General features: G+C 38.7%; 14 protein-coding genes and 1 pseudogene. 8 read left to right on the top strand and 7 right to left on the bottom strand.

Annotated features, from left to right (window positions below; genetic code table 11):
* The first annotated feature begins 154 nt into the window (after positions 1–154).
* Complete coding sequence (locus CDG56_RS13025) at positions 155–1,198, top strand: NAD(P)H-dependent flavin oxidoreductase (RefSeq protein ID WP_087545503.1); 1,044 nt, start codon at positions 155–157, stop codon at positions 1,196–1,198.
* Between the two features lie 43 nt (positions 1,199–1,241).
* Here the strand turns inward: CDG56_RS13025 and ppk1 are convergent, their stop codons facing one another.
* Both ppk1 and mtgA read right to left on the bottom strand, forming a co-directional pair.
* On the bottom strand, positions 1,242–3,320 hold the full coding sequence (ppk1, locus tag CDG56_RS13020) for a polyphosphate kinase 1 (protein WP_005158024.1): 2,079 nt from the start codon (positions 3,318–3,320) through the stop codon (positions 1,242–1,244).
* Between the two features lie 112 nt (positions 3,321–3,432).
* Positions 3,433–4,107 carry a monofunctional biosynthetic peptidoglycan transglycosylase gene (gene mtgA, locus CDG56_RS13015; protein ID WP_004663315.1) on the bottom strand — a complete coding sequence of 225 codons (675 nt, stop codon included), beginning with the start codon at positions 4,105–4,107 and terminating at the stop codon, positions 3,433–3,435.
* A 72-nt stretch (positions 4,108–4,179) separates the two neighbouring features.
* Between mtgA and CDG56_RS13010 the strand changes: the two are divergent.
* Positions 4,180–4,654: pseudogene (locus CDG56_RS13010) on the top strand (hypothetical protein).
* Here the strand turns inward: CDG56_RS13010 and CDG56_RS13005 are convergent.
* Both CDG56_RS13005 and CDG56_RS13000 read right to left on the bottom strand, forming a co-directional pair.
* On the bottom strand, positions 4,651–7,128 hold the full coding sequence (locus CDG56_RS13005) for an ABC transporter permease (protein WP_087548112.1): 2,478 nt from the start codon (positions 7,126–7,128) through the stop codon (positions 4,651–4,653). The pseudogene CDG56_RS13010 and the gene CDG56_RS13005 overlap by 4 nt on opposite strands.
* Entirely contained in the window at positions 7,125–7,829 is a 705-nt protein-coding gene (locus CDG56_RS13000; RefSeq protein ID WP_087548114.1) for an ABC transporter ATP-binding protein, read from the bottom strand. Before CDG56_RS13000 ends, CDG56_RS13005 begins: the two co-directional genes overlap by 4 nt.
* A 36-nt stretch (positions 7,830–7,865) precedes the next feature.
* Here CDG56_RS13000 and CDG56_RS12995 point away from each other — a divergent pair, with 36 nt between their 5' ends.
* Positions 7,866–8,495 (top strand): arylesterase, encoded by a 630-nt coding sequence (locus CDG56_RS12995; RefSeq protein ID WP_087548111.1) that lies wholly within the window; start codon positions 7,866–7,868, stop codon positions 8,493–8,495.
* Between the two features lie 33 nt (positions 8,496–8,528).
* Here CDG56_RS12995 and CDG56_RS12990 read toward each other — a convergent pair whose 3' ends face one another.
* A complete protein-coding gene (locus CDG56_RS12990; RefSeq protein WP_087548110.1) occupies positions 8,529–9,143 on the bottom strand; it encodes a carbonic anhydrase in 615 nt (204 codons plus the stop codon).
* A gap of 236 nt (positions 9,144–9,379) precedes the next feature.
* On the opposite strand from CDG56_RS12990, the gene CDG56_RS12985 reads away from it, so the two are divergent.
* Entirely contained in the window at positions 9,380–10,393 is a 1,014-nt protein-coding gene (locus CDG56_RS12985; protein ID WP_087548109.1) for an alpha/beta fold hydrolase, read from the top strand.
* Positions 10,394–10,416: 23 nt separating this feature from the next.
* A complete protein-coding gene (locus tag CDG56_RS12980; protein ID WP_087548108.1) occupies positions 10,417–11,427 on the top strand; it encodes a hypothetical protein in 1,011 nt (336 codons plus the stop codon).
* Positions 11,428–11,452: 25 nt separating this feature from the next.
* Here the strand turns inward: CDG56_RS12980 and CDG56_RS12975 are convergent, their stop codons facing one another.
* Together CDG56_RS12975 and nfuA are read right to left on the bottom strand one after the other, a co-directional pair.
* Positions 11,453–13,720: a TonB-dependent siderophore receptor gene (locus CDG56_RS12975; protein ID WP_087548107.1), complete on the bottom strand. Its 2,268-nt coding sequence runs from the start codon at positions 13,718–13,720 to the stop codon at positions 11,453–11,455.
* 227 nt (positions 13,721–13,947) lie between these two features.
* Complete coding sequence (gene nfuA / locus CDG56_RS12970) at positions 13,948–14,586, bottom strand: Fe-S biogenesis protein NfuA (RefSeq protein ID WP_004663326.1); 639 nt, start codon at positions 14,584–14,586, stop codon at positions 13,948–13,950.
* Positions 14,587–14,740: 154 nt separating this feature from the next.
* On the opposite strand from nfuA, the gene CDG56_RS12965 reads away from it, so the two are divergent.
* The 3 genes from CDG56_RS12965 to CDG56_RS12955 all read left to right on the top strand — a co-directional run bounded on the left by CDG56_RS12965 (position 14,741) and on the right by CDG56_RS12955 (position 18,168).
* Positions 14,741–15,358: a rhomboid family intramembrane serine protease gene (locus CDG56_RS12965; RefSeq protein ID WP_087548106.1), complete on the top strand. Its 618-nt coding sequence runs from the start codon at positions 14,741–14,743 to the stop codon at positions 15,356–15,358.
* Positions 15,359–15,490: 132 nt separating this feature from the next.
* Complete coding sequence (locus tag CDG56_RS12960) at positions 15,491–17,170, top strand: arylsulfatase (protein WP_087548105.1); 1,680 nt, start codon at positions 15,491–15,493, stop codon at positions 17,168–17,170.
* On the top strand, positions 17,167–18,168 hold the full coding sequence (locus CDG56_RS12955; protein ID WP_087548104.1) for an SUMF1/EgtB/PvdO family nonheme iron enzyme: 1,002 nt from the start codon (positions 17,167–17,169) through the stop codon (positions 18,166–18,168). Before CDG56_RS12960 ends, CDG56_RS12955 begins: the two co-directional genes overlap by 4 nt.
* The last annotated feature ends 59 nt before the right edge of the window (positions 18,169–18,227 follow it).

Genomic DNA, 18,227 nt, shown 5'->3' with positions numbered 1-18,227 from the left:
TGTTTAATTCGTCTGATCACAGATACTTTATAAAGTATTTTAGTACTTTTTTGAATTCGTCAATGCGTAAGTCCTAAATTAAATACTGATTATTATTTGCAGGGCTTTTTGTTTTTACGTTATGGTGATAGAAAAGCTAAAGAGTATATAAATCATGTCAATTTTAGAATTATTAGAAATAAAACATCCTATTTTCCTTGCTCCAATGGCTGGTGTATCAACACCAGAACTTGCTGCTGAAGTTTCTAATCAAGGTGCTTTAGGTTCTTTGGGACTTGGGGCAAATTCAGCAGAGACAGCAAAACAACAAATTATTAAAACTCAAGAACTGACTGACCACCCTTTTCAAGTTAATTTTTTCTGCCATCAATCAGAACAACTCGATCCAGAAGTTGCTCAACAGTGGATTAATTATATTCGTCCTGAATTTGAAAAATTCGGAGCAGAACCTCCGACTGAATTGGATTGTATCTACCCAAGCTTTTTAGATAATGATGATTTCCTGAACGTTGTACTTGAAACTCGCCCCAAAGCTGTGAGTTTTCATTTTGGAATTCCACATCCTCATCAAATTGAAGCCTTAAAACAAGCTGGAATTATCACCATGGTTTCTGCAACCAATCTCATCGAGGCTCAGGCAATCGAAGCGGCGGGTATTGATATTATTATTGCTCAAGGCATTGAAGCTGGAGGACACCGAGGTATTTTTAATCAAACTTTTGATGCAGCCATTAAAACCAGTGATCTTGTGCAACTGATCTCAACACATTGTAAATTACCTGTCGTAGCTGCTGGCGGTATTATGAATGGTGATCAAGCAAAATCGATGTTGAAATTAGGTGCTGCTGCTGTTCAATTGGGTACGGCATTTGTGCAATGTAAAAGTTCCAATGCGAATGCAGCCTATCGAAAAGCTTTATTCAGTCAATCTATTACACAAATCAGTTCAAGCTTATCAGGTCGTCCAGCACGTGGTTTAGTGGGGACTTGGCACACACTGATTGACTCACCAAATCGACCTCAAACGCCAGCATATCCTTATACTTATGATCTAGCTAAACAACTCATGAGTATTGCAAATACCCACCGAGATTTTAGTTATAGTGCATTTTGGGCAGGGAGCAATGTGACACAAATTAGAGAGTTGGAAGCTGCCGATTTAGTCAATCAGTTGGTCTTAGAAATTAAAACCAACTAATCCATATCTACAAAAAACCGACCCTAAGGTCGGTTTTTTAGATTTATTTAATCGCATCAAGTAATTTGTGTTGCGCGTTGTGCGGTTCCTCACCCTGAGCGGGTTTAGCGCGATCCCAGACACCATCACCTTGTAATAACCAAGCTTGCTGATTGTCTTTTAAGTAATTCATTAAACCTAATTGATAAATACGCTTTTTCAGTGCAGAATCTTCAATCGGGAAACATGCTTCTACACGATTAAATAAATTACGATCCATCCAATCTGCACTTGAACAATAAATACGAGGATTACCATTATTACTAAAATAATAAACTCGTGTATGTTCCAAGAATCTTCCCACAATTGAGCGAACACGAATATTCTCTGACAAGTTCGGGAGACCCGGACGTAAGCAACAAATTGAACGAATAATTAAGTCAATTTGTACGCCTGCTTGCGATGCTTCATATAACTTATTGATCAGTTGGACTTCGGTTAACGCATTCACTTTTACAATAATCTGCGCCGATTTACCCTCTTTGGCATTCGCAATTTCTTCATCAATATAGTTGATTAGTTGAGCATGTAATGTAAATGGTGCATGCAATAACTTTTTCGGTTTTGCCATTTTCCCCATGCCCGTAAGCTCTTGGAAAATCCGATGTACATCTTCACACAAATCTTTATCTGTAGTCATTAGACCATAATCGGTGTAAATACGTGCATTCGTGGCATGGTAGTTACCTGTACCTAAATGTACATAACGTACTAATTTATTATTCTCACGGCGTACAACTAAAATCATTTTGGCATGCGTTTTATAACCAACAATGCCATAAACGACTACAGCACCCGCTTCTTGCAATACATTTGCAACTTCAATATTTGATTCTTCATCAAAACGAGCACGTAACTCAATCACAGCAGTGACTTCTTTACCATTGCGTGCCGCTTCGGCAAGAACTTGAACAATTTCTGAGTCTGCACCACTACGATAAAGTGTTTGTTTAATTGCCAAAACTTGCGGATCACGTGCTGCTTCACGCAATAATTGAATTACAGGCGCAAATGATTCAAATGGATGATGCAATAAAATGTCTTGCTTTTGCATCGCAGCAAAAATACTTTCAGTCTTCTTGAATACTTTTGGAACCACTGGCGTATGCGAGTCATAGCGTAAATGTGGACGTTTAAAATTAGAAAGTAATCGAGCCAAATTTACAGGACCGTCTACGCGATAAAGCTGTTCTTCTTCTAAATCAAATTCATCCAACAAATATTCATAAATATGCTTTGGACAATTATGCGTAACTTCTAAACGAACGGCACGTCCAAAACGACGTGAACTTAACTCACCTTTTAAAGCTTTTGCTAAATCTTCAACATCTTCATTTAAGGCTAAATCTGCATTACGCGTCACACGGAATTGATAACAACCTGTTGCTGTCATACCTGGGAATAGATCTGAAACATGTTCATGGATAATCGCAGATAACATGACATGATGTTCTTTACCATCTGTAAGCTCATCGGGTAAACGAACCACACGAGGTAAAGAGCGAGGCGCGGGCACTACAGCAAGATCAATCTGACGACCAAAAGCATCTTTACCTTCCAGCGTGACAATAAAGTTCAAACTTTTATTGACTAAACGTGGAAATGGATGTGCTGGATCAAGACTAATCGGTGTTAAAACGGGCGCAACTTGTTCTTGGAAGTATTTTTTAATCCATGCAGATTGTGCTGGGGTCAATTCGCCACGGCGTAAGAAGCAAATATCTTCCTCACGCAATTTTGGTAAAATTTGTTCATTTAAAATACGATATTGTCGTTCAATCGCAGCATGTGCTGTTTTAGAAATTTGATCGAGCACTTGCTTAGGGGTCAAACCATCTGGTGTACGACTTTCATTGCCTAAAGTTAATTGCTCCATCATTCCTGCAACACGAATTTCAAAAAATTCATCTAAATTTCTTGAAAAAATAAGCAGGAAATTCATTCTTTCTAATAATGGATGGAGAGGATCAACTGCTTGCTCAAGTACGCGTAAATGAAAATCGAGAATAGAAAGTTCACGATTTATATATCGATCATTATAAGTATATTCTGTTGGCGTTGTTGTCGTCACTGCAGTATTCATACTGAACCTTGTCGCTTTATCATTCATCAAAACACGGTTTAAGTATGCTGCAAAATTATGTCAATTTGGTAAAAAAGCCCAAAAATATTGAGCTTTTTTTAATTTATCTGAATTATTGTGGAATTTGTGTACTATTCATATACCTTAAAATCACACGCTTACGAAACTGTAACTTATGATCATTGCGATGATCTTGATAATACTTAGGATTTGGTAGTAAAGCAGCTAAAAAAGCAGCTTGCTCACGCGTTAAACTTTTCGAGCTCTTACCATAATAAAATTGTGCGGCAGCTTCAACACCATAGATGTTTTGACCAAACTCGACCGAATTCATATAAACCTCTAAAATTCGACGTTTTGACCACATACGTTCCATCATCCATGTAGCAACAGCTTCCTGCCCCTTACGAATAAATGAACGCTGATTATAAAGGAATAAGTTTTTTGCTAACTGTTGAGAAATCGTGGAACCGCCTGCAACGACTTCCCCTTTTTCATTATTACGCTCTAATGCAAACTGAATCCCAGCCCAGTCGAAACCATGATGATGAATAAATTTAGCATCTTCAGCAGCTAGAATTGCATGCTTAAAGTTATCACTAATATCATCATAATCACGCCAGTCTTGTTGAATTGGCTTAAAGTCAGTCAGGTAATCCCAACGCATAAACATCGTTGTTTCAACAGGCTGCGTTCTCCACCATACCAAGCTACTAAAAATCCAAAGCTGAATGAGAAGAATGATACCGATAATCAACATCACTGCACGTGCTAAAAAGGCTTTCATTAAAGCGCATCACTCCTTGGGCAACAAATTCATGCTAAGCTATTTTTATATCGTAATAACTTGCATAAACATATGACTGAAACCACTCCACCACAAATTACTCAAAAGTTGCAAATACAGATATGGTGGTTTACAGCATTATTCATTGCCATCAATGTTGGTTTATTTGGCTGGCAAATTCTTTCAGGTGTGAATATTACCGACCCTTCCCCTATGGATGCAATTACTTGGGGAGCAGATTTTACACCACTCACCTTCTCTGGACAGCCCGAACGTCTGTTTAGCAGTATGTTTTTCCATATCTTCGGTCTTACGGTTTCAAGGCATCAACAATGCAGCACATATCGGTGGAATGATCACGGGTGCTTTACTTGCAGGCTCTTGGTATTTCAGTCATAAAACTCAACATCCAGTTATCTTACAAATCATTGCACTGGTTTTAGCTAGTTTATTAACGCTCGGATTTTATGTTTACTGTAATGAGTTAAGCACAGGACTTCATTCTCTATGGAATGAAATCCTGCGCCAAAACCAGTTAAGCTTTTAAGATTGGTTCATCTCTCTCAGACTTTGTAACGGTGGAATATCACATAAATAACTGAGTCGATATCGACCAATCAACATACATACCAGCATCATACTGAGCGGTAAAATTAACCAAATTTCAGGATGAAATTGGATTGCCATTTGCATCTTGTAACTGGCAATCGCACTAATCACTTCAGCAAAAAGACATGCTACAATTCCTGCCACCAAGCCAATAAAACCAATTTCTAAACTGAGCATCTGTTTTAATTTATTTTTTGCGACACCAAAAGATCGTAATAACGCCACTTCTTTACGGCGCTCATCCATTAAAACATTCAAACATGCAATTAAAACCAAGATACCTGACAAACCAACCAATATTGCCAGTACTGTCACTACCTGAACCAATATATTCATTAAACGTTTCACTTCATCTAAAACACGCCCAACATCAATAAATACAGTATTGGTAAATTGTTCAATCAATCGCACCATTTTTGGCTGATCCGCAGTAGGGACATAAAAACTGCCTAAATAACTTCCTGCATTTTCATCCATGGTTTTGGGCGAAAAAATAAAGAAAAAATTAGGGCTAAAACTCTCCCACTCAACTGAACGTAGGTTAATCACTTTGGCATTCAATGATCCTTCGGGTAAGCTAAAGCTCAACTGATCCCCGACTTTGATCCCTAACTCAGTAGCCAATTTTTCTTCTACTGACACTTGTCCAACTTGGGTAAACTTTGGATTTCCTTGAGTAATCAGATTATCTTTTGGATAAAGTTCCGCTTGCGTCAAATTCAACTCACGCCGTAAAGAATTATTCTGTTGAATCAGTTCAGTGCTAAACGCCTGCCCATTTTTAGCAATTAAGCGACCCCGAATATTGGGATATAGGGGTGTTGATTGCCACTTATTCTGCTCAAGCTGTTGTTTGAACTGTGGCATATCAAATGGTGGCAGACCGTAGACAAACTGATTCGGTGTACCTTCAGGCAATTGCTGCTGCCAACGCTCTAATAAATCCGTTCTTAAAACACTTAGAACTGTTATTAAGCTGAGACCTAATGCAAGCGCTGTGATTTGCAAGGCTGTCTGATGTGGGATTCGAACATAAGCAGATAAGGGATGTTTCAACTGCTTAATTACTCTCAGTAATGACCAAATCATAACAAATAGAGTCACACAAAGTACTAATATGGCAGATAAGACCAATAAACTTAATTTTAAATTATCACTCAGCACCAAACTAAAGATGACCAAACTCGCAATACCGACACTGAACATCATCATGTAGGACTTACGTGAACGCTCTTGCTGACGAATGACACGAATCGGTGGCGTATTCAATAATTCCCAAATGCTTGGCAAAATGAAACCAATCAACACCATGACACTGGTAAAAATTGCAATGGGTAATGCCATAAGCAAATCAGCAATGGCAAAGCTGAGTTGCAATTGTGGAATCAGTTGCAACATCAATTGCAACAAACCATAGCCTAAAATGATTCCAATAAAACTTCCAATCAAAACTGATAAGGCACTGACAAGTGCAAGCAATATCATATAAGCGACTAATATCTGTCTTTTACTCGCACCGAGACAACGCATCAAGGCAATATGATCCTGATTTTGTTGCACATAACGTTGACTGGTTAAAGCAATTGCAATCCCACACAGTAGAATGGTTAAGAGGTTGGCAAGCTGTAGAAAGGTATCCAGATTTTCAATAGGTTTCATCAAACGGGTATTGGACTGACTCGCATCACGTAGTTTCAGTGTGCCTTGTTCACTATTCGCTGCTTGTTGATTATGAGGATCAGCTTCAAGCTTGGTTTCTTGTTTAAAGATGGTCTTAAATGTTTCAACTTGTTTTGGCTCACCCGCCATTAATAATCGATAATCAATCCGACTCCCAACCTGAATAGCATTCGTTTTCGCAATATCTGCTTGATGAATAATCACGGTTGGTGAAAAACCTGAAAAGCCCAATTCCTGATTAGAATCATGCTCAATAATGCCTGTTACTTTAAATTTTCCATCAGCAATTGCAACCTGATTTCCCACTTTTACTTTTAATAGATCAATTGCTCTTGGACTTAACCAAACTTCACCTTGTTGAATAGATTTCGCTCTCGGTTGAATCTCTAGTTTACCGCGCAGCGGAAAATGCTCATCGACAGCTTTGACATTGACCATCACAAATTGATCTTGGGTATGTGCCATTGATCCAAACAAAGTGACAGGTATCTGTTTTAGATGAAGTTGTTGAGCCTTTTGTACCCACTTTGATTGGATAGGGTCATTATCAGACAAAACTAAATCTGCACCCAGCATTTCAGCAGCTTGCAATGAAACGGCATTTTGAACTTGAGTATTACTAAATTTTAATGCGGTGGTGGCACTTATGGCTAAAGACAGGGCAATAATCAGTAAATATAACCCTCCTGTGCGGAAGCTTTGCAAAAGTAGTGGTTTGAGAACTGAACTCATACACCCTCCTGCACTTTTATAATTTCTTGGATTTGACCATCAAGCAATTTTACATGCCGTTGACACAAGGCTGCCAAATTTTGATCATGCGTTACAAGGATTAAAGTTGTTCCGAGTTCTTTGTTTAAATCAAATAACAGTTGCTCAATTTCTGCTGCGGTTTGCCCATCTAGATTACCTGTAGGTTCATCTGCAAAAATAATCTTAGGCTCAGCAATTAAAGCTCGAGCAATCGCAACACGTTGTTGCTCACCACCCGATAAAACTTTAGGCGTTTGCTGTGCTTGGCGAACTAATCCAACACGCTCTAGCCATTGCAATGCCTTATTTTCAGCTTGCCTAAAATTGAAATCAGGCTGAAGACGTAAGGGTAACATCACATTTTCGAGTGCACTGAGTTGTGGTAAAAGCTGAAAAGATTGAAACACGAAACCAATATTTTCTAAACGGACCTGAGCACGCTGCTCTTCAGTTAAAGTATGCACCGCTTGTCCACAGACCCACAATTCACCCATACTTGGTCGATCAAGTGTTGCTAGAATACCTAATAGAGTGGATTTTCCAGAACCTGAACGACCTGTAATCGCAATCTGTTCCCCCTGATAAATATCTAAATCGATATTTTTTAAAATGGTTAATGTTTGCTGATTAATGTGGATATTTTGTGTAACTTTTTGGGCAGAAATAATCGGCTGTGGCATCATGTCACGTATCCTTTAGGACAAATTTAAAGTGCAATGCAAATATCTAAAGTTTTATTTTCGCTATCCAAAACATTTGGAATCATCACGATTTGCTCATTACCCGCTTTCGCATCAGCAAAGACTATTTTAATTTTGGGTGACAGTCTCAGTGCAGGTTATGGCATAGATGCCAAACAAGGCTGGGTAAACCTATTACAACAACGTTTAGACCAACAGTATCCGAAACAGCATAAAGTGGTCAATGCAAGCGTCAGTGGTGAAACTACAAGTGGTGCTTTGGCAAGATTGCCTAAATTATTGCAAACTTATCAGCCTGAAATTGTTGTAATTGAGTTAGGTGGAAATGATGGTTTACGAGGTCAACCCCCTCAAATGATTCAAAAAAATTTAGCACAATTGGTACAACTCAGCCAAAAGCAGAAATCATCTGTTTTACTATTTGGCATGAAAATACCACCCAATTATGGGACGGCGTATAGCAGTGCTTTTGAAAAAAATTATAAAGTTGTAAGCCAGCAATATAAGGTCAAGTTATTGCCTTTCTTTTTAGAAGGGATCGCTGGACATAAAAATTTAATTCAAAACGATCAAATTCACCCAAATGCTAAAGCTCAACCTATTCTATTAAATTTAGCTTATCCATACATAAAAGGTGCCCTTTAGGCACCTCTTATTTTTTAGAGTCTGAGATTTTAATTAAAAATCAAAGAATGTCACTTCACCTGTCTCAAGCGAATATTCTGCGCCAACAACAATCATTTTGCCTTTTTCAATTAAGTTTTCTAACACGGTTGATCCATGACGTAATTGATTAACAGAAGCAAATACATTTGAGCGAACTGCATGTGCAGATAATTTTTTCAAATCATCTTTTAAGTCAGTTTGCATCAAAATTTCTACTGAAGGACGTACTCGGTTCACAATCGACATCAAATTTGATGACGGCGGTTGATCAGGATTCATTAGAGTACCGATGGTTGCTTGAATCGCACCGCAATGACTATGTCCTAATACAACAACCACAGCACAATCATAACGTTCAGCAGCAAATTCAACGCTACCAACCTGAGAGGGTGCAACAATATTTCCAGCAACTCGGATAACAAACAAGTCACCTAACCCCTGATCAAATACCATTTCCGCAGGCACTCGAGAATCAGAACATCCTAAGACGATAGCAAAAGGATTTTGTTCACTTGCCATTTCAGCACGCTCTTGGTGAGTGAGCAATTTTTGCTGGGTCATTTCCCCTTTAACAAAACGAGCATTACCAGATTTTAAACGTTCTAAGGCTTCTTGAGCGGTGAGCATGCGTACATCCATCTATGATTGACATGAAAAACTAGTTTAATGTGAGTATGCTAGATTGTCACTGACAAAAATAAAAACTCTCAGACAATTGAGTGTCCTGATATCAAGAAAAATAATGGAAAATTAATCATTTTATTGGCAAGAATTTCCATACATCTGTAGATTATGCAAATGACTGCATTCCAAACTTCTACAATAATCAACTGGTTTAAAAATAAATCAAGGATAGAACAATCATGACCAAAACACTGTTTTCAACACCATTCCGAAAAACGATCACTGCCACTTTGCTCTCATTCAGCTTAGCAACAATTGCTGTAAGTTCTACTCAAGCTGCTGAAATAGAAATGAGTTTCCAAAATGTATTACAACAAGAACGTGCTTGGGCTGGCTTACAGACCAAGACATTAAAAGTAGGAGATATTAGCTGGTCATATAGTGAAGGTGGTCAAGCAGGAAAACCTATTGTTATTTTAATTCATGGTTTAGCAGGTAGTCGTGATAACTGGAATCGTGTCGCACATGCATTAACCGCAAATTACCATGTTATTATCCCTGACTTACCAGCGAGTGGCGAAACGCAAGTTCCTAAAGACTTTGATTATTCAGTTCCTAATGTGACTGAAAAATTACGTCGTTTTATCGAAGCCGCAAATTTGACAGGGCCAGCACATATTGCAGGTCACTCACTTGGTGGATCGATTGCAATGCTATACGCAGGTCAATATCCTTTTGAAACGAAAAGCCTATTCTTGGTCGATGCTGCTGGTGTGTACAAAGCAGCAACAACGCCTTATCTAAAAGATCCGAACCATGTGAAAAACATGATCGTCAGTAAAAAAGGTGACTTTAATTTCTTGATGCAACAGGCGATGTATGCTCCGCCATTTATTCCAAAAGAAATTGCTCAAGCACAGGAAAAAATGATGATTGGTCAAGTTGAGCAAACTCAAAAAATAGTGGATCAATTGATCGCACTCAATAAACTGTTTACTCCTGATTCTTTTGCTCTGCTTGCAAAATCAATTGATGCACCCACCCTGATTTTATGGGGCAAGCAAGATAAAATTATTAATGTCGAAGTGGCACCTGAGTTAAAATCATTATTGAAAAATGCGCAAGCACCTGTGATTTTAGATAATGTGGGACATATGCCAATTTTGGAAGCAGATCAATTGGTGGTTCAACAATATCTACCTTTCTTGAGCAAAATCCAGACACAAAAGCCTGCAACTGCACCATCTCCATAAGTTTAGTAAGAATTTGAGGTTTTATGTCTAAACATCCAATGATAGAACAGCTAATTGATGCACAACTTGATTTTTTAGATCAAGAGTTTTCACAATCAGAAACCATTCAATATGAGTTTAAGCAATTCTATCATTGGTTACGGTTGCAACAGCTACAACATATTTGGTCATTTGAACAGATTTTTAAACTGATCGAAAAGCAAATTCTTGCAACGCCCGCCAGTCCATTTCTCATTGAGCAAATTGCTGAGCATATTCGTTTTGCATTGATTCATCCGCTGAACGATAGCACCACAATTGAAGAGGTTATGCCTGTATTAACCATCGACTCAATTGCACAATACGTCGCAGGAAAAGCTGGACATCGGCAACGTTTAATTCAAACTATCGTCAATAATCCAGCCTTTTCAGCCTTGATTACGCAGCTTATACAACACTCCATCCAAGATTACTTAGATAATTCGGTCATGTCTAAACGCGTTCCTGGCGTAGGACATTTCATGAAAATGGGAAAATCCGTTTTAGAAACCGTTACGGATTCCAACCTGAATGAAACAATTGGTCATTATCTGCAAAAGAATATTTTAAAAATTAGCCAAATGAGCGAAAAAGTTTTGAATCAACATTTTAATGATGACAAGCTCTATCACTTCCAAGCAAATCTTTGGCATAAAATCAAAGTGATGCCGATTTCAGTATTACGAAATTACTTTGAAGTCCAAGACCTACCTCAAACTGTGGGATTAGGTCATGAAATTTGGGATCATATTCGCCAAACGCCTTACTTGAAACAGCAGATTCATGATGGGGTCTATGCATGGTACGCAAGAAACCAAGAGAGAACTTTCGATTTGTTACTGCGTGATCTAAATATTGATGAAGATTTAATTCAGAATGAATTGAATAATTTACTTACACCCGTGCTACAGCAAGTGATTCAAACTGGGTATTTAAGACAACGAGCATGCGCACATCTAGAAAAATTTTATTACTCAGAACAAGTCCATGAAATACTAAAAAAACAAGGCACTTAAAGTGCCTTGTTTTATCGTCGTTTGCTTAGAATGAATATTTTAAACTTGCATAATAAACCCGACCTGGTTCGTTGTATGTTTGACTGATTGAATTACTATCTCTTAAAATTTGTTTATCAAATAAATTACTTACACCAAGACGAGTGCTGAATTGGCTGTTAAATTTATAGCCCATATTTAAACCGACTAAGCTATAACTTTTTACATCACTTGGCTTAATCGCACTACTTGTACCACCTGAACCCACACCTGCTTCAATCCTATTTTCTGCGAATTGACGTGATTTTTGACGACCATATTGAGTGTAAACAAAACTCATATCCAATTGATCCGTGATGTCATAATCGAAAATTGAGTTAATCGTATACTTTGGAACAAGTGACAAAGGATTTCCTGTTTTCTTATCCTTAGAGTCCATCATATAAGTGAAATTGTTGGTCCAGCGGATATTGCCATAATCTAGTCCTAAACTCCCTTCAAACCCTTGAATCAATGCCTCTGGTGTATTATCCCAACGAAGAATATTCCAAGTCGTTTGCGTAACCCCTCCGTTTGCATTTGTACTTGAACCATTCACAGTCCCAACAATGTCTGTTCCAGCAACAATCTTATTTTTATAATCATTACGGAACCAAGCTAAGCTGGCATTCACAACATCTTTTTGGAATTGAATCCCAATTTCTTTGTTGATTGAAGTTTCTGGTTTTAAATCGCCATTACCTTGTAATAAACAGCGCGAAGCAATATTTGCAGGACAACCATTACCATTGGTACTTAATAAATAACCTTCAGCATTTTGGTACATATTCGGGGCTTTATAGGCTTTGGCAATCCCCCCTTTCAAAGTAAAATGATCATTTAATTTTTGCGTTATGTTTAAACTTGGACTCCAGTTTGAGCCTGATTTACTATGATCATCAAAACGTAAACCGACCACAACATCGGTCATATCTGTAACTTTGAAATTATCTTCAATATATGCCGATGCAATTCGTGATTCCATTTTACTACGATCACCTTTAGCAAGCTGATCGCCATAGCCAGCACCACTTTGATCCTTACCTTGTGTTGTAGAGGTCTGATCAGTGAATTTGTCTTCCACCCACTCGACACCCAAGGTCAATGCTTGTGGCAGATAATATTCAAGTGGAATATTTAGCTCGCCATTCAATCTTAACGTGTCTAGTTTAGATGTAACACGATCATTTAAATTATTAATTTTTCCTTCAACACTTCCTGCTAAACCCTCTGGAAGTCTTTTATTACGTGTTTTATCGTACTGCGCAACCAATTTGCTTTTGCCCCAATCCCAATCTCCTTCATGAGTTAGCGCCAAGCTATCTCGATACATGGTATTGGTTTCTTTCCCAATAGGTTGAGAAAGAATTGGGTCGGTTTCTGCATTTGAATTTAATTGAGAGTCTCCAGAATAAATATTGCCTTGGTGACCAGAAGAAATATCAAGCAATACTGTTTGTTCATCAGTTGCTTGCCAAGCTAAGCGCCCAGCAATATCTTTATTTTTAACCCCTTCTCGACCAGCAGCCTGACTGCCAATTGATTTATTAATATCTACTGCATCTGCATCAGTTTTATTGTAATTACCATATAAACGATAAGATAAAATGTCTTTAATGATTGGACCACTTAGATTGAAACTTGCTCGAGTAGAATCGCCTTCTTTGGAATCTTCAGGTTGATTGGTATATAGCTCAACGGAGCCATGTGTCTCATTCGTTACTTTCTTAGTAATAATATTGACTACACCACCCGCCGCTCCAGAACCATAACGAGCTGCTGCTGGACCTCGTAAAACCTCAATAGACTCGATTGCTTCTACTGGCACCCAATTTGAATCTCCCCGTGTGTCACGCTCTCCTTTCCAACCATAGCGTACAGAGTTACGTGAGGACACAGGCTTTCCATCAATCAAAATGAGTGTATTCTCAGGCCCCATACCACGAATATCAATTTGACGATTATTTCCACGCTGACCTGTTGCACTATTCCCTGTTAAGTTAACGCCTGGCATACGACGAACGTATTCAGAAATATCATTACGTACTGGAATTTTTTCTAAATCTTCGGCAGTGATCTTAGAAACTCCGAGAGATTGTTTAATTTGTTCCTCTGCTGTTAGAACAATTGTCTCCAGTTTAACAACATCGTTTTCATTTGATTTTTCAACCAATCCACTTTGATTAACTGTAGTTTCTGCTGCATATGCAAACGTCATCATACCACTCAGAATTGAAGTCGCGAGTAATGTATGGCGTGCTATTTTATTAGACATATTCCCACCTAATTAAGATAAATCATAAGATTTGCTAAAAAACTACGCTAGATTCTAACAAAGAAAGAATAAAACTCAATATAAATGATAATAATTATTATTTATATTTTCATTATTTTATTTAGTTCAGACATTCCTGAACATAATGATGAAATAAAATTTGATTAAATGAATAATAAAAAAAGCCCTATTCAGGGCTTTTATAATGCAATAAATTTCAAGTTTTATTACTTGAAGTACGCACCTTCTGACTGAGAGTGATCAGTTTGGTCAACCACACGCTTTAATTCTGGAACATGCTGTTGTAAAGTCGTTTCAACACCTTGTTTAAGGGTAACATCAATTGCTGAGCAACCTTGGCAACCACCACCAAATTTTAACACCGCTGTAAGACCATGCTCAGGATCATCTTTCACTTCAACTAAACTACAATTACCGCCATGACCTTCTAAACCTGGATTGATCTCAGATTGTAAAATATAGGTAATTCGTTCTTCAATTGACGCATCTGGGCCAACACGTGGCACTTTCGAATTTGGTGCACGGAAAGTTAATTGACCACCAAAACGGTCTTTGTTGTAGTCAATGACAGCATCTAATAAATATGGAATGGATGGTGCATCAACATAAGCAGGAAAATCAGGATATTCCTGTTTGTAGTCTGTTGGTACTACTTCATCAGGTGCGCTATATGCCATACAACATTCTGCACGCGGTGTACCTGGATGTTCTACAAAAACACGAACGCCAATCCCTGGAGTATTTTGCTTTGATAATAAATCACTTAAATACTCTTGCGCAGATGGAGTAATCAAAAGGTTTGGGATTTCTTCTGCAATGGCAGTGTTGGTGTTCTCAGTCGACATAACAATATTCCTCAAGCTGATGTCGTTATCTTAACCGAAGATGGAGTGTAATAAAAAAAAATCAACCATTTTTGTAGGAATTCTATGCAAGATCATTGTTTATTAAGTTTTTAATGGCATTATTGCTGAGACACTGATCAATTTTAAAACATTTATGTTACATCTACCCTTTAGTCATACTGTGACACTGATCATCATTACAGTTGCCATTTCCTTGTTAGCCTTCTCAAATCAAACGGTGATGAATCGTTTAATTTTTTGGCCACCTGCACTGCAACGTGGGCAGTATGACCGCTTTATTACACATGGTTTTGTTCATGCTGATGGTACTCATTTACTCTTTAACATGATCACGCTGTTCTTCTTTGGCAATATTATAGAAAGCTTTTATCGTCAGTTTTTTTATGACACAGGCTTTGTCTTATTTTATCTAGGTGGGTTAATTGCAGCAATTTTACCAAGCTATTTAAAACATCGACATGATATTAGTTGGGCAAGTTTAGGTGCGTCTGGTGCTGTTTCTGCAGTGTTATTTGCTTATATTCTGTTTCAACCATGGAAGCTCATTTTCGTTTTCTTTATTCCCGTTCCAGCCATTATTTTTGCCATTTTATATGTCGCTTACAGTATTTGGTCTGGCAAAAGAGGCAACACAAATATCAACCATAGTGCTCACTTATGGGGAGCAGCGTATGGTGTGGTCATGACAATTTTATTAGAACCTAAAGTGCTGCCGCACTTTTTAAATCAACTCACTCAAATACCATTTTAATTTTTATCATACACGCCCCTTTTTTGGGGCTTTTCTTTTTTTAAGATTAACAATCAAATTTTAATTATTTTTATCATAAAAATCATCGCTCTAAACTCGTCATAATTCTTCTATAAAATTAAGTCGATCCTAATGTCTCATAATAGTCTCTTTAGCACACTTTCTATTGCATTATTTAGCTTGTCAATTTCAGCTTGCAGCAATGATTCTGATCATTCAAATACTGTGGTTGAAACCAAGAAGCAACCCAACATTTTATTCATTATGGCTGATGACTTAGGCTATTCAGACTTAGGCGCTTTTGGTGGGGAAATTCATACACCCAATATTGATGAACTAACCCGAGCAGGTCGTATTTTAACGGACTATCATACTGCCCCGACCTGCTCACCGACACGCTCACAATTGATTTCGGGAACTGACCATCATCTAGCGAGGATTGGTGCAATGGCTGAACTCACACCTGAGCATCTAAAAGGTCAACCTGGTTATGAGGGCTATTTAAATGAACGTTCACTCTCTATTGCAGAAGTATTGAAAGACAATGGCTATCGAACTTATATCAGCGGTAAATGGCACTTAGGCTTGACCGATGCAACCAACGCACATGCTAAAGGATTCGATCACTCATTTACGTTATTGCAAGGCTTAGACCTACATTTTAAACAAGCACCGAGTGCCTATAAGCGTAATGCGACGTATACGGAAGACGGCAAACAAGTTCCGATTTCATCCTTACCCGATTATTTCTTCTCTACCAATTACTTCACAGACAAATTGATCAGTTATATCGAGTCAGGTAAAAACTCGGGCAAGCCATTCTTTGCCTATGCTGCTTACACCGCGCCGCATTGGCCTTTACAAGCACCCGCTGAATATCGCGATCGTTATCGCGGTGTTTATGACGCAGGCTATGATGTGATTCGCGATGCGCGTATAGCTCGCCAAAAACAGCTTGGCTTAATTCCAGCGAATTTTACTGCGGCTGAACCAATTGCCACGCAAAATGCACCGCAAAAATATGGCAAGTGGAATGAACTTTCAACCGAGCAAAAAATGCTAGAAGCACGCAGAATGGAAATCTATGCAGGCATGGTCGAAAATCTGGATGCCAATATCGGTCGGGTGATTCAATATTTAAAACGCAATAATCTATATGACAATACATTAATCTTCTTTGTCTCAGACAATGGTGCAGAAGGCTTTATCCGTGGCAATTACGGTGCCGAAGCTGGTTTTGATAACAGCGTCAATAACGTAGGAACATCAAATTCTTATCACTATGTTGGGCCACGTTGGGCAGAAGTCAGTGCTGCGCCATTCCATCTATGGAAAGATACTGCAGGTGAAGGTGCAACCACCGCACCTGCAATTGTGAAGCTCCCTTATCAAAGCAAAGCCGAAGCCATGCATCATGGTTTTGCCTCAGTCTTGGATGTGTTCCCAACCGTGCTCGACTACGCAAATATTGCCGTCCCACAAGGTCAATACAAAGGCCGTCAAATCAATACACCAAGCGGCTATTCATGGAAACCTGTACTCGACAATAAAGTGCAAGCGATCCGCCCCGTTAACTTTAGCTTTGCCGATGAATTACATGGCAGTAAATATGCCCGTCAAGGGGACTGGAAAATTGCATTACAAGGTAAATCAGAACTCGGAACAGGTGCATGGGAATTGTATAACCTCAAAAATGATCGAGGCGAAACGCAAAACCTTGCTCAAGATAATCCGGCCAAATTACAAGAGCTGATAAATGTATATAATCAATATACCCAGCAAAATGGGGTTAAGGAATATTTCCTTAAATGAAATGGGTATGCATTTTAGTTTCACTGATCAGTCTGTCCCTCGTGACAGGCTGTAGCAAAGTTAAGTCTGCTGCCACTCAATCACATAGACAAAACAGCACCTTGGCTCCATTGGGCTCATTACAGCAATGCCAACAGTATTCGGGCTTACCTGAGGCATGGCAAAACAGTAAAACTGCAGGTATGGTCTGGATTCCTGAAGGTTCATTTCAACTGGGTTCAAACTTAGCCTACCCTGATGAATTGAATTTTGGCCAAGCACAACGCCAAGTAACAGGTTTTTGGATTGACCAAACCGAGGTGACAGTTGCTCAATTCTCCAATTTTGTCAAAGCCACAGGCTATATCACTGATGCAGAAAAGCAGAAACAGGCTGCAGTATTTTCACCGAATGTGGACAACCCAAAACAATGGTGGCAGTTGAAATCAGATTACACATGGAAAACGCCGAATGGTGCTCAGGGTCAGCCTCCATTACCGTCTGAACCTGTTCGCTATGTCACTAAAAATGATGCTGAACACTATGCCGTTTGGTTAGGTCGGGACTTACCTACAGAGCAAGAATGGGAATATGCCGCCAAAGCAGGTTCGAAAAGTGATACTCCTTTACACCAAGCGCCACAAGATACGCATCAACATCCACAAGCCAATTATTGGCAAGGTGAATTTCCTTTCGATAATACGGTTGAAGATCATTTCCAAAGTGTGGCGCCTGTCGGCTGTTATGCTTCCAATGCTTTTAAGTTATTCGATATGATTGGCAATGTCTGGGAATGGACCTCTTCTGCTTATCACGGCGCACATGATCAGCACATGGGCAATTATGCGGAACTTCGTCAACAAAACAGCACCGCAACGCAATATGTACTCAAAGGTGGTTCTTTTCTATGTGCCTCCAACTTTTGCGCACGCTATCGAAACAGTAGTCGTTATCCACAAGAATTTGATTTGGCAGCAACCCATGTGGGATTTAGAACTATTTTACGTACAGTCGAATGATACAAATCTCTATTAAAAACATGCGTCATTACGCTAGTCGAAAAGTGAGGATCAATTTA

Source organism: Acinetobacter sp. WCHA39 (genome assembly GCF_002165385.1).
In the GTDB taxonomy this organism is placed as follows: domain Bacteria; phylum Pseudomonadota; class Gammaproteobacteria; order Pseudomonadales; family Moraxellaceae; genus Acinetobacter.
The sequence above is the reverse complement of the archived record's forward strand: the minus strand, read 5'-3'. Positions and strand labels throughout refer to the sequence as shown.

Excerpts from the sequence above, each read along its gene's own strand:
- CDG56_RS13025 (WP_087545503.1), top strand. The coding sequence starts at position 155 with ATGTCAATTTTAGAATTATTAGAAATAAAACATCCTATTTTCCTTGCT.
- ppk1 (WP_005158024.1), bottom strand. The coding sequence starts at position 3,320 with ATGAATACTGCAGTGACGACAACAACGCCAACAGAATATACTTATAAT.
- mtgA (WP_004663315.1), bottom strand. The coding sequence starts at position 4,107 with ATGAAAGCCTTTTTAGCACGTGCAGTGATGTTGATTATCGGTATCATT.
- CDG56_RS13005 (WP_087548112.1), bottom strand. The coding sequence starts at position 7,128 with ATGAGTTCAGTTCTCAAACCACTACTTTTGCAAAGCTTCCGCACAGGA.
- CDG56_RS13000 (WP_087548114.1), bottom strand. The coding sequence starts at position 7,829 with ATGCCACAGCCGATTATTTCTGCCCAAAAAGTTACACAAAATATCCAC.
- CDG56_RS12995 (WP_087548111.1), top strand. The coding sequence starts at position 7,866 with ATGCAAATATCTAAAGTTTTATTTTCGCTATCCAAAACATTTGGAATC.
- CDG56_RS12990 (WP_087548110.1), bottom strand. The coding sequence starts at position 9,143 with ATGCTCACCGCTCAAGAAGCCTTAGAACGTTTAAAATCTGGTAATGCT.
- CDG56_RS12985 (WP_087548109.1), top strand. The coding sequence starts at position 9,380 with ATGACCAAAACACTGTTTTCAACACCATTCCGAAAAACGATCACTGCC.
- CDG56_RS12980 (WP_087548108.1), top strand. The coding sequence starts at position 10,417 with ATGTCTAAACATCCAATGATAGAACAGCTAATTGATGCACAACTTGAT.
- CDG56_RS12975 (WP_087548107.1), bottom strand. The coding sequence starts at position 13,720 with ATGTCTAATAAAATAGCACGCCATACATTACTCGCGACTTCAATTCTG.
- nfuA (WP_004663326.1), bottom strand. The coding sequence starts at position 14,586 with ATGTCGACTGAGAACACCAACACTGCCATTGCAGAAGAAATCCCAAAC.
- CDG56_RS12965 (WP_087548106.1), top strand. The coding sequence starts at position 14,741 with ATGTTACATCTACCCTTTAGTCATACTGTGACACTGATCATCATTACA.
- CDG56_RS12960 (WP_087548105.1), top strand. The coding sequence starts at position 15,491 with ATGTCTCATAATAGTCTCTTTAGCACACTTTCTATTGCATTATTTAGC.
- CDG56_RS12955 (WP_087548104.1), top strand. The coding sequence starts at position 17,167 with ATGAAATGGGTATGCATTTTAGTTTCACTGATCAGTCTGTCCCTCGTG.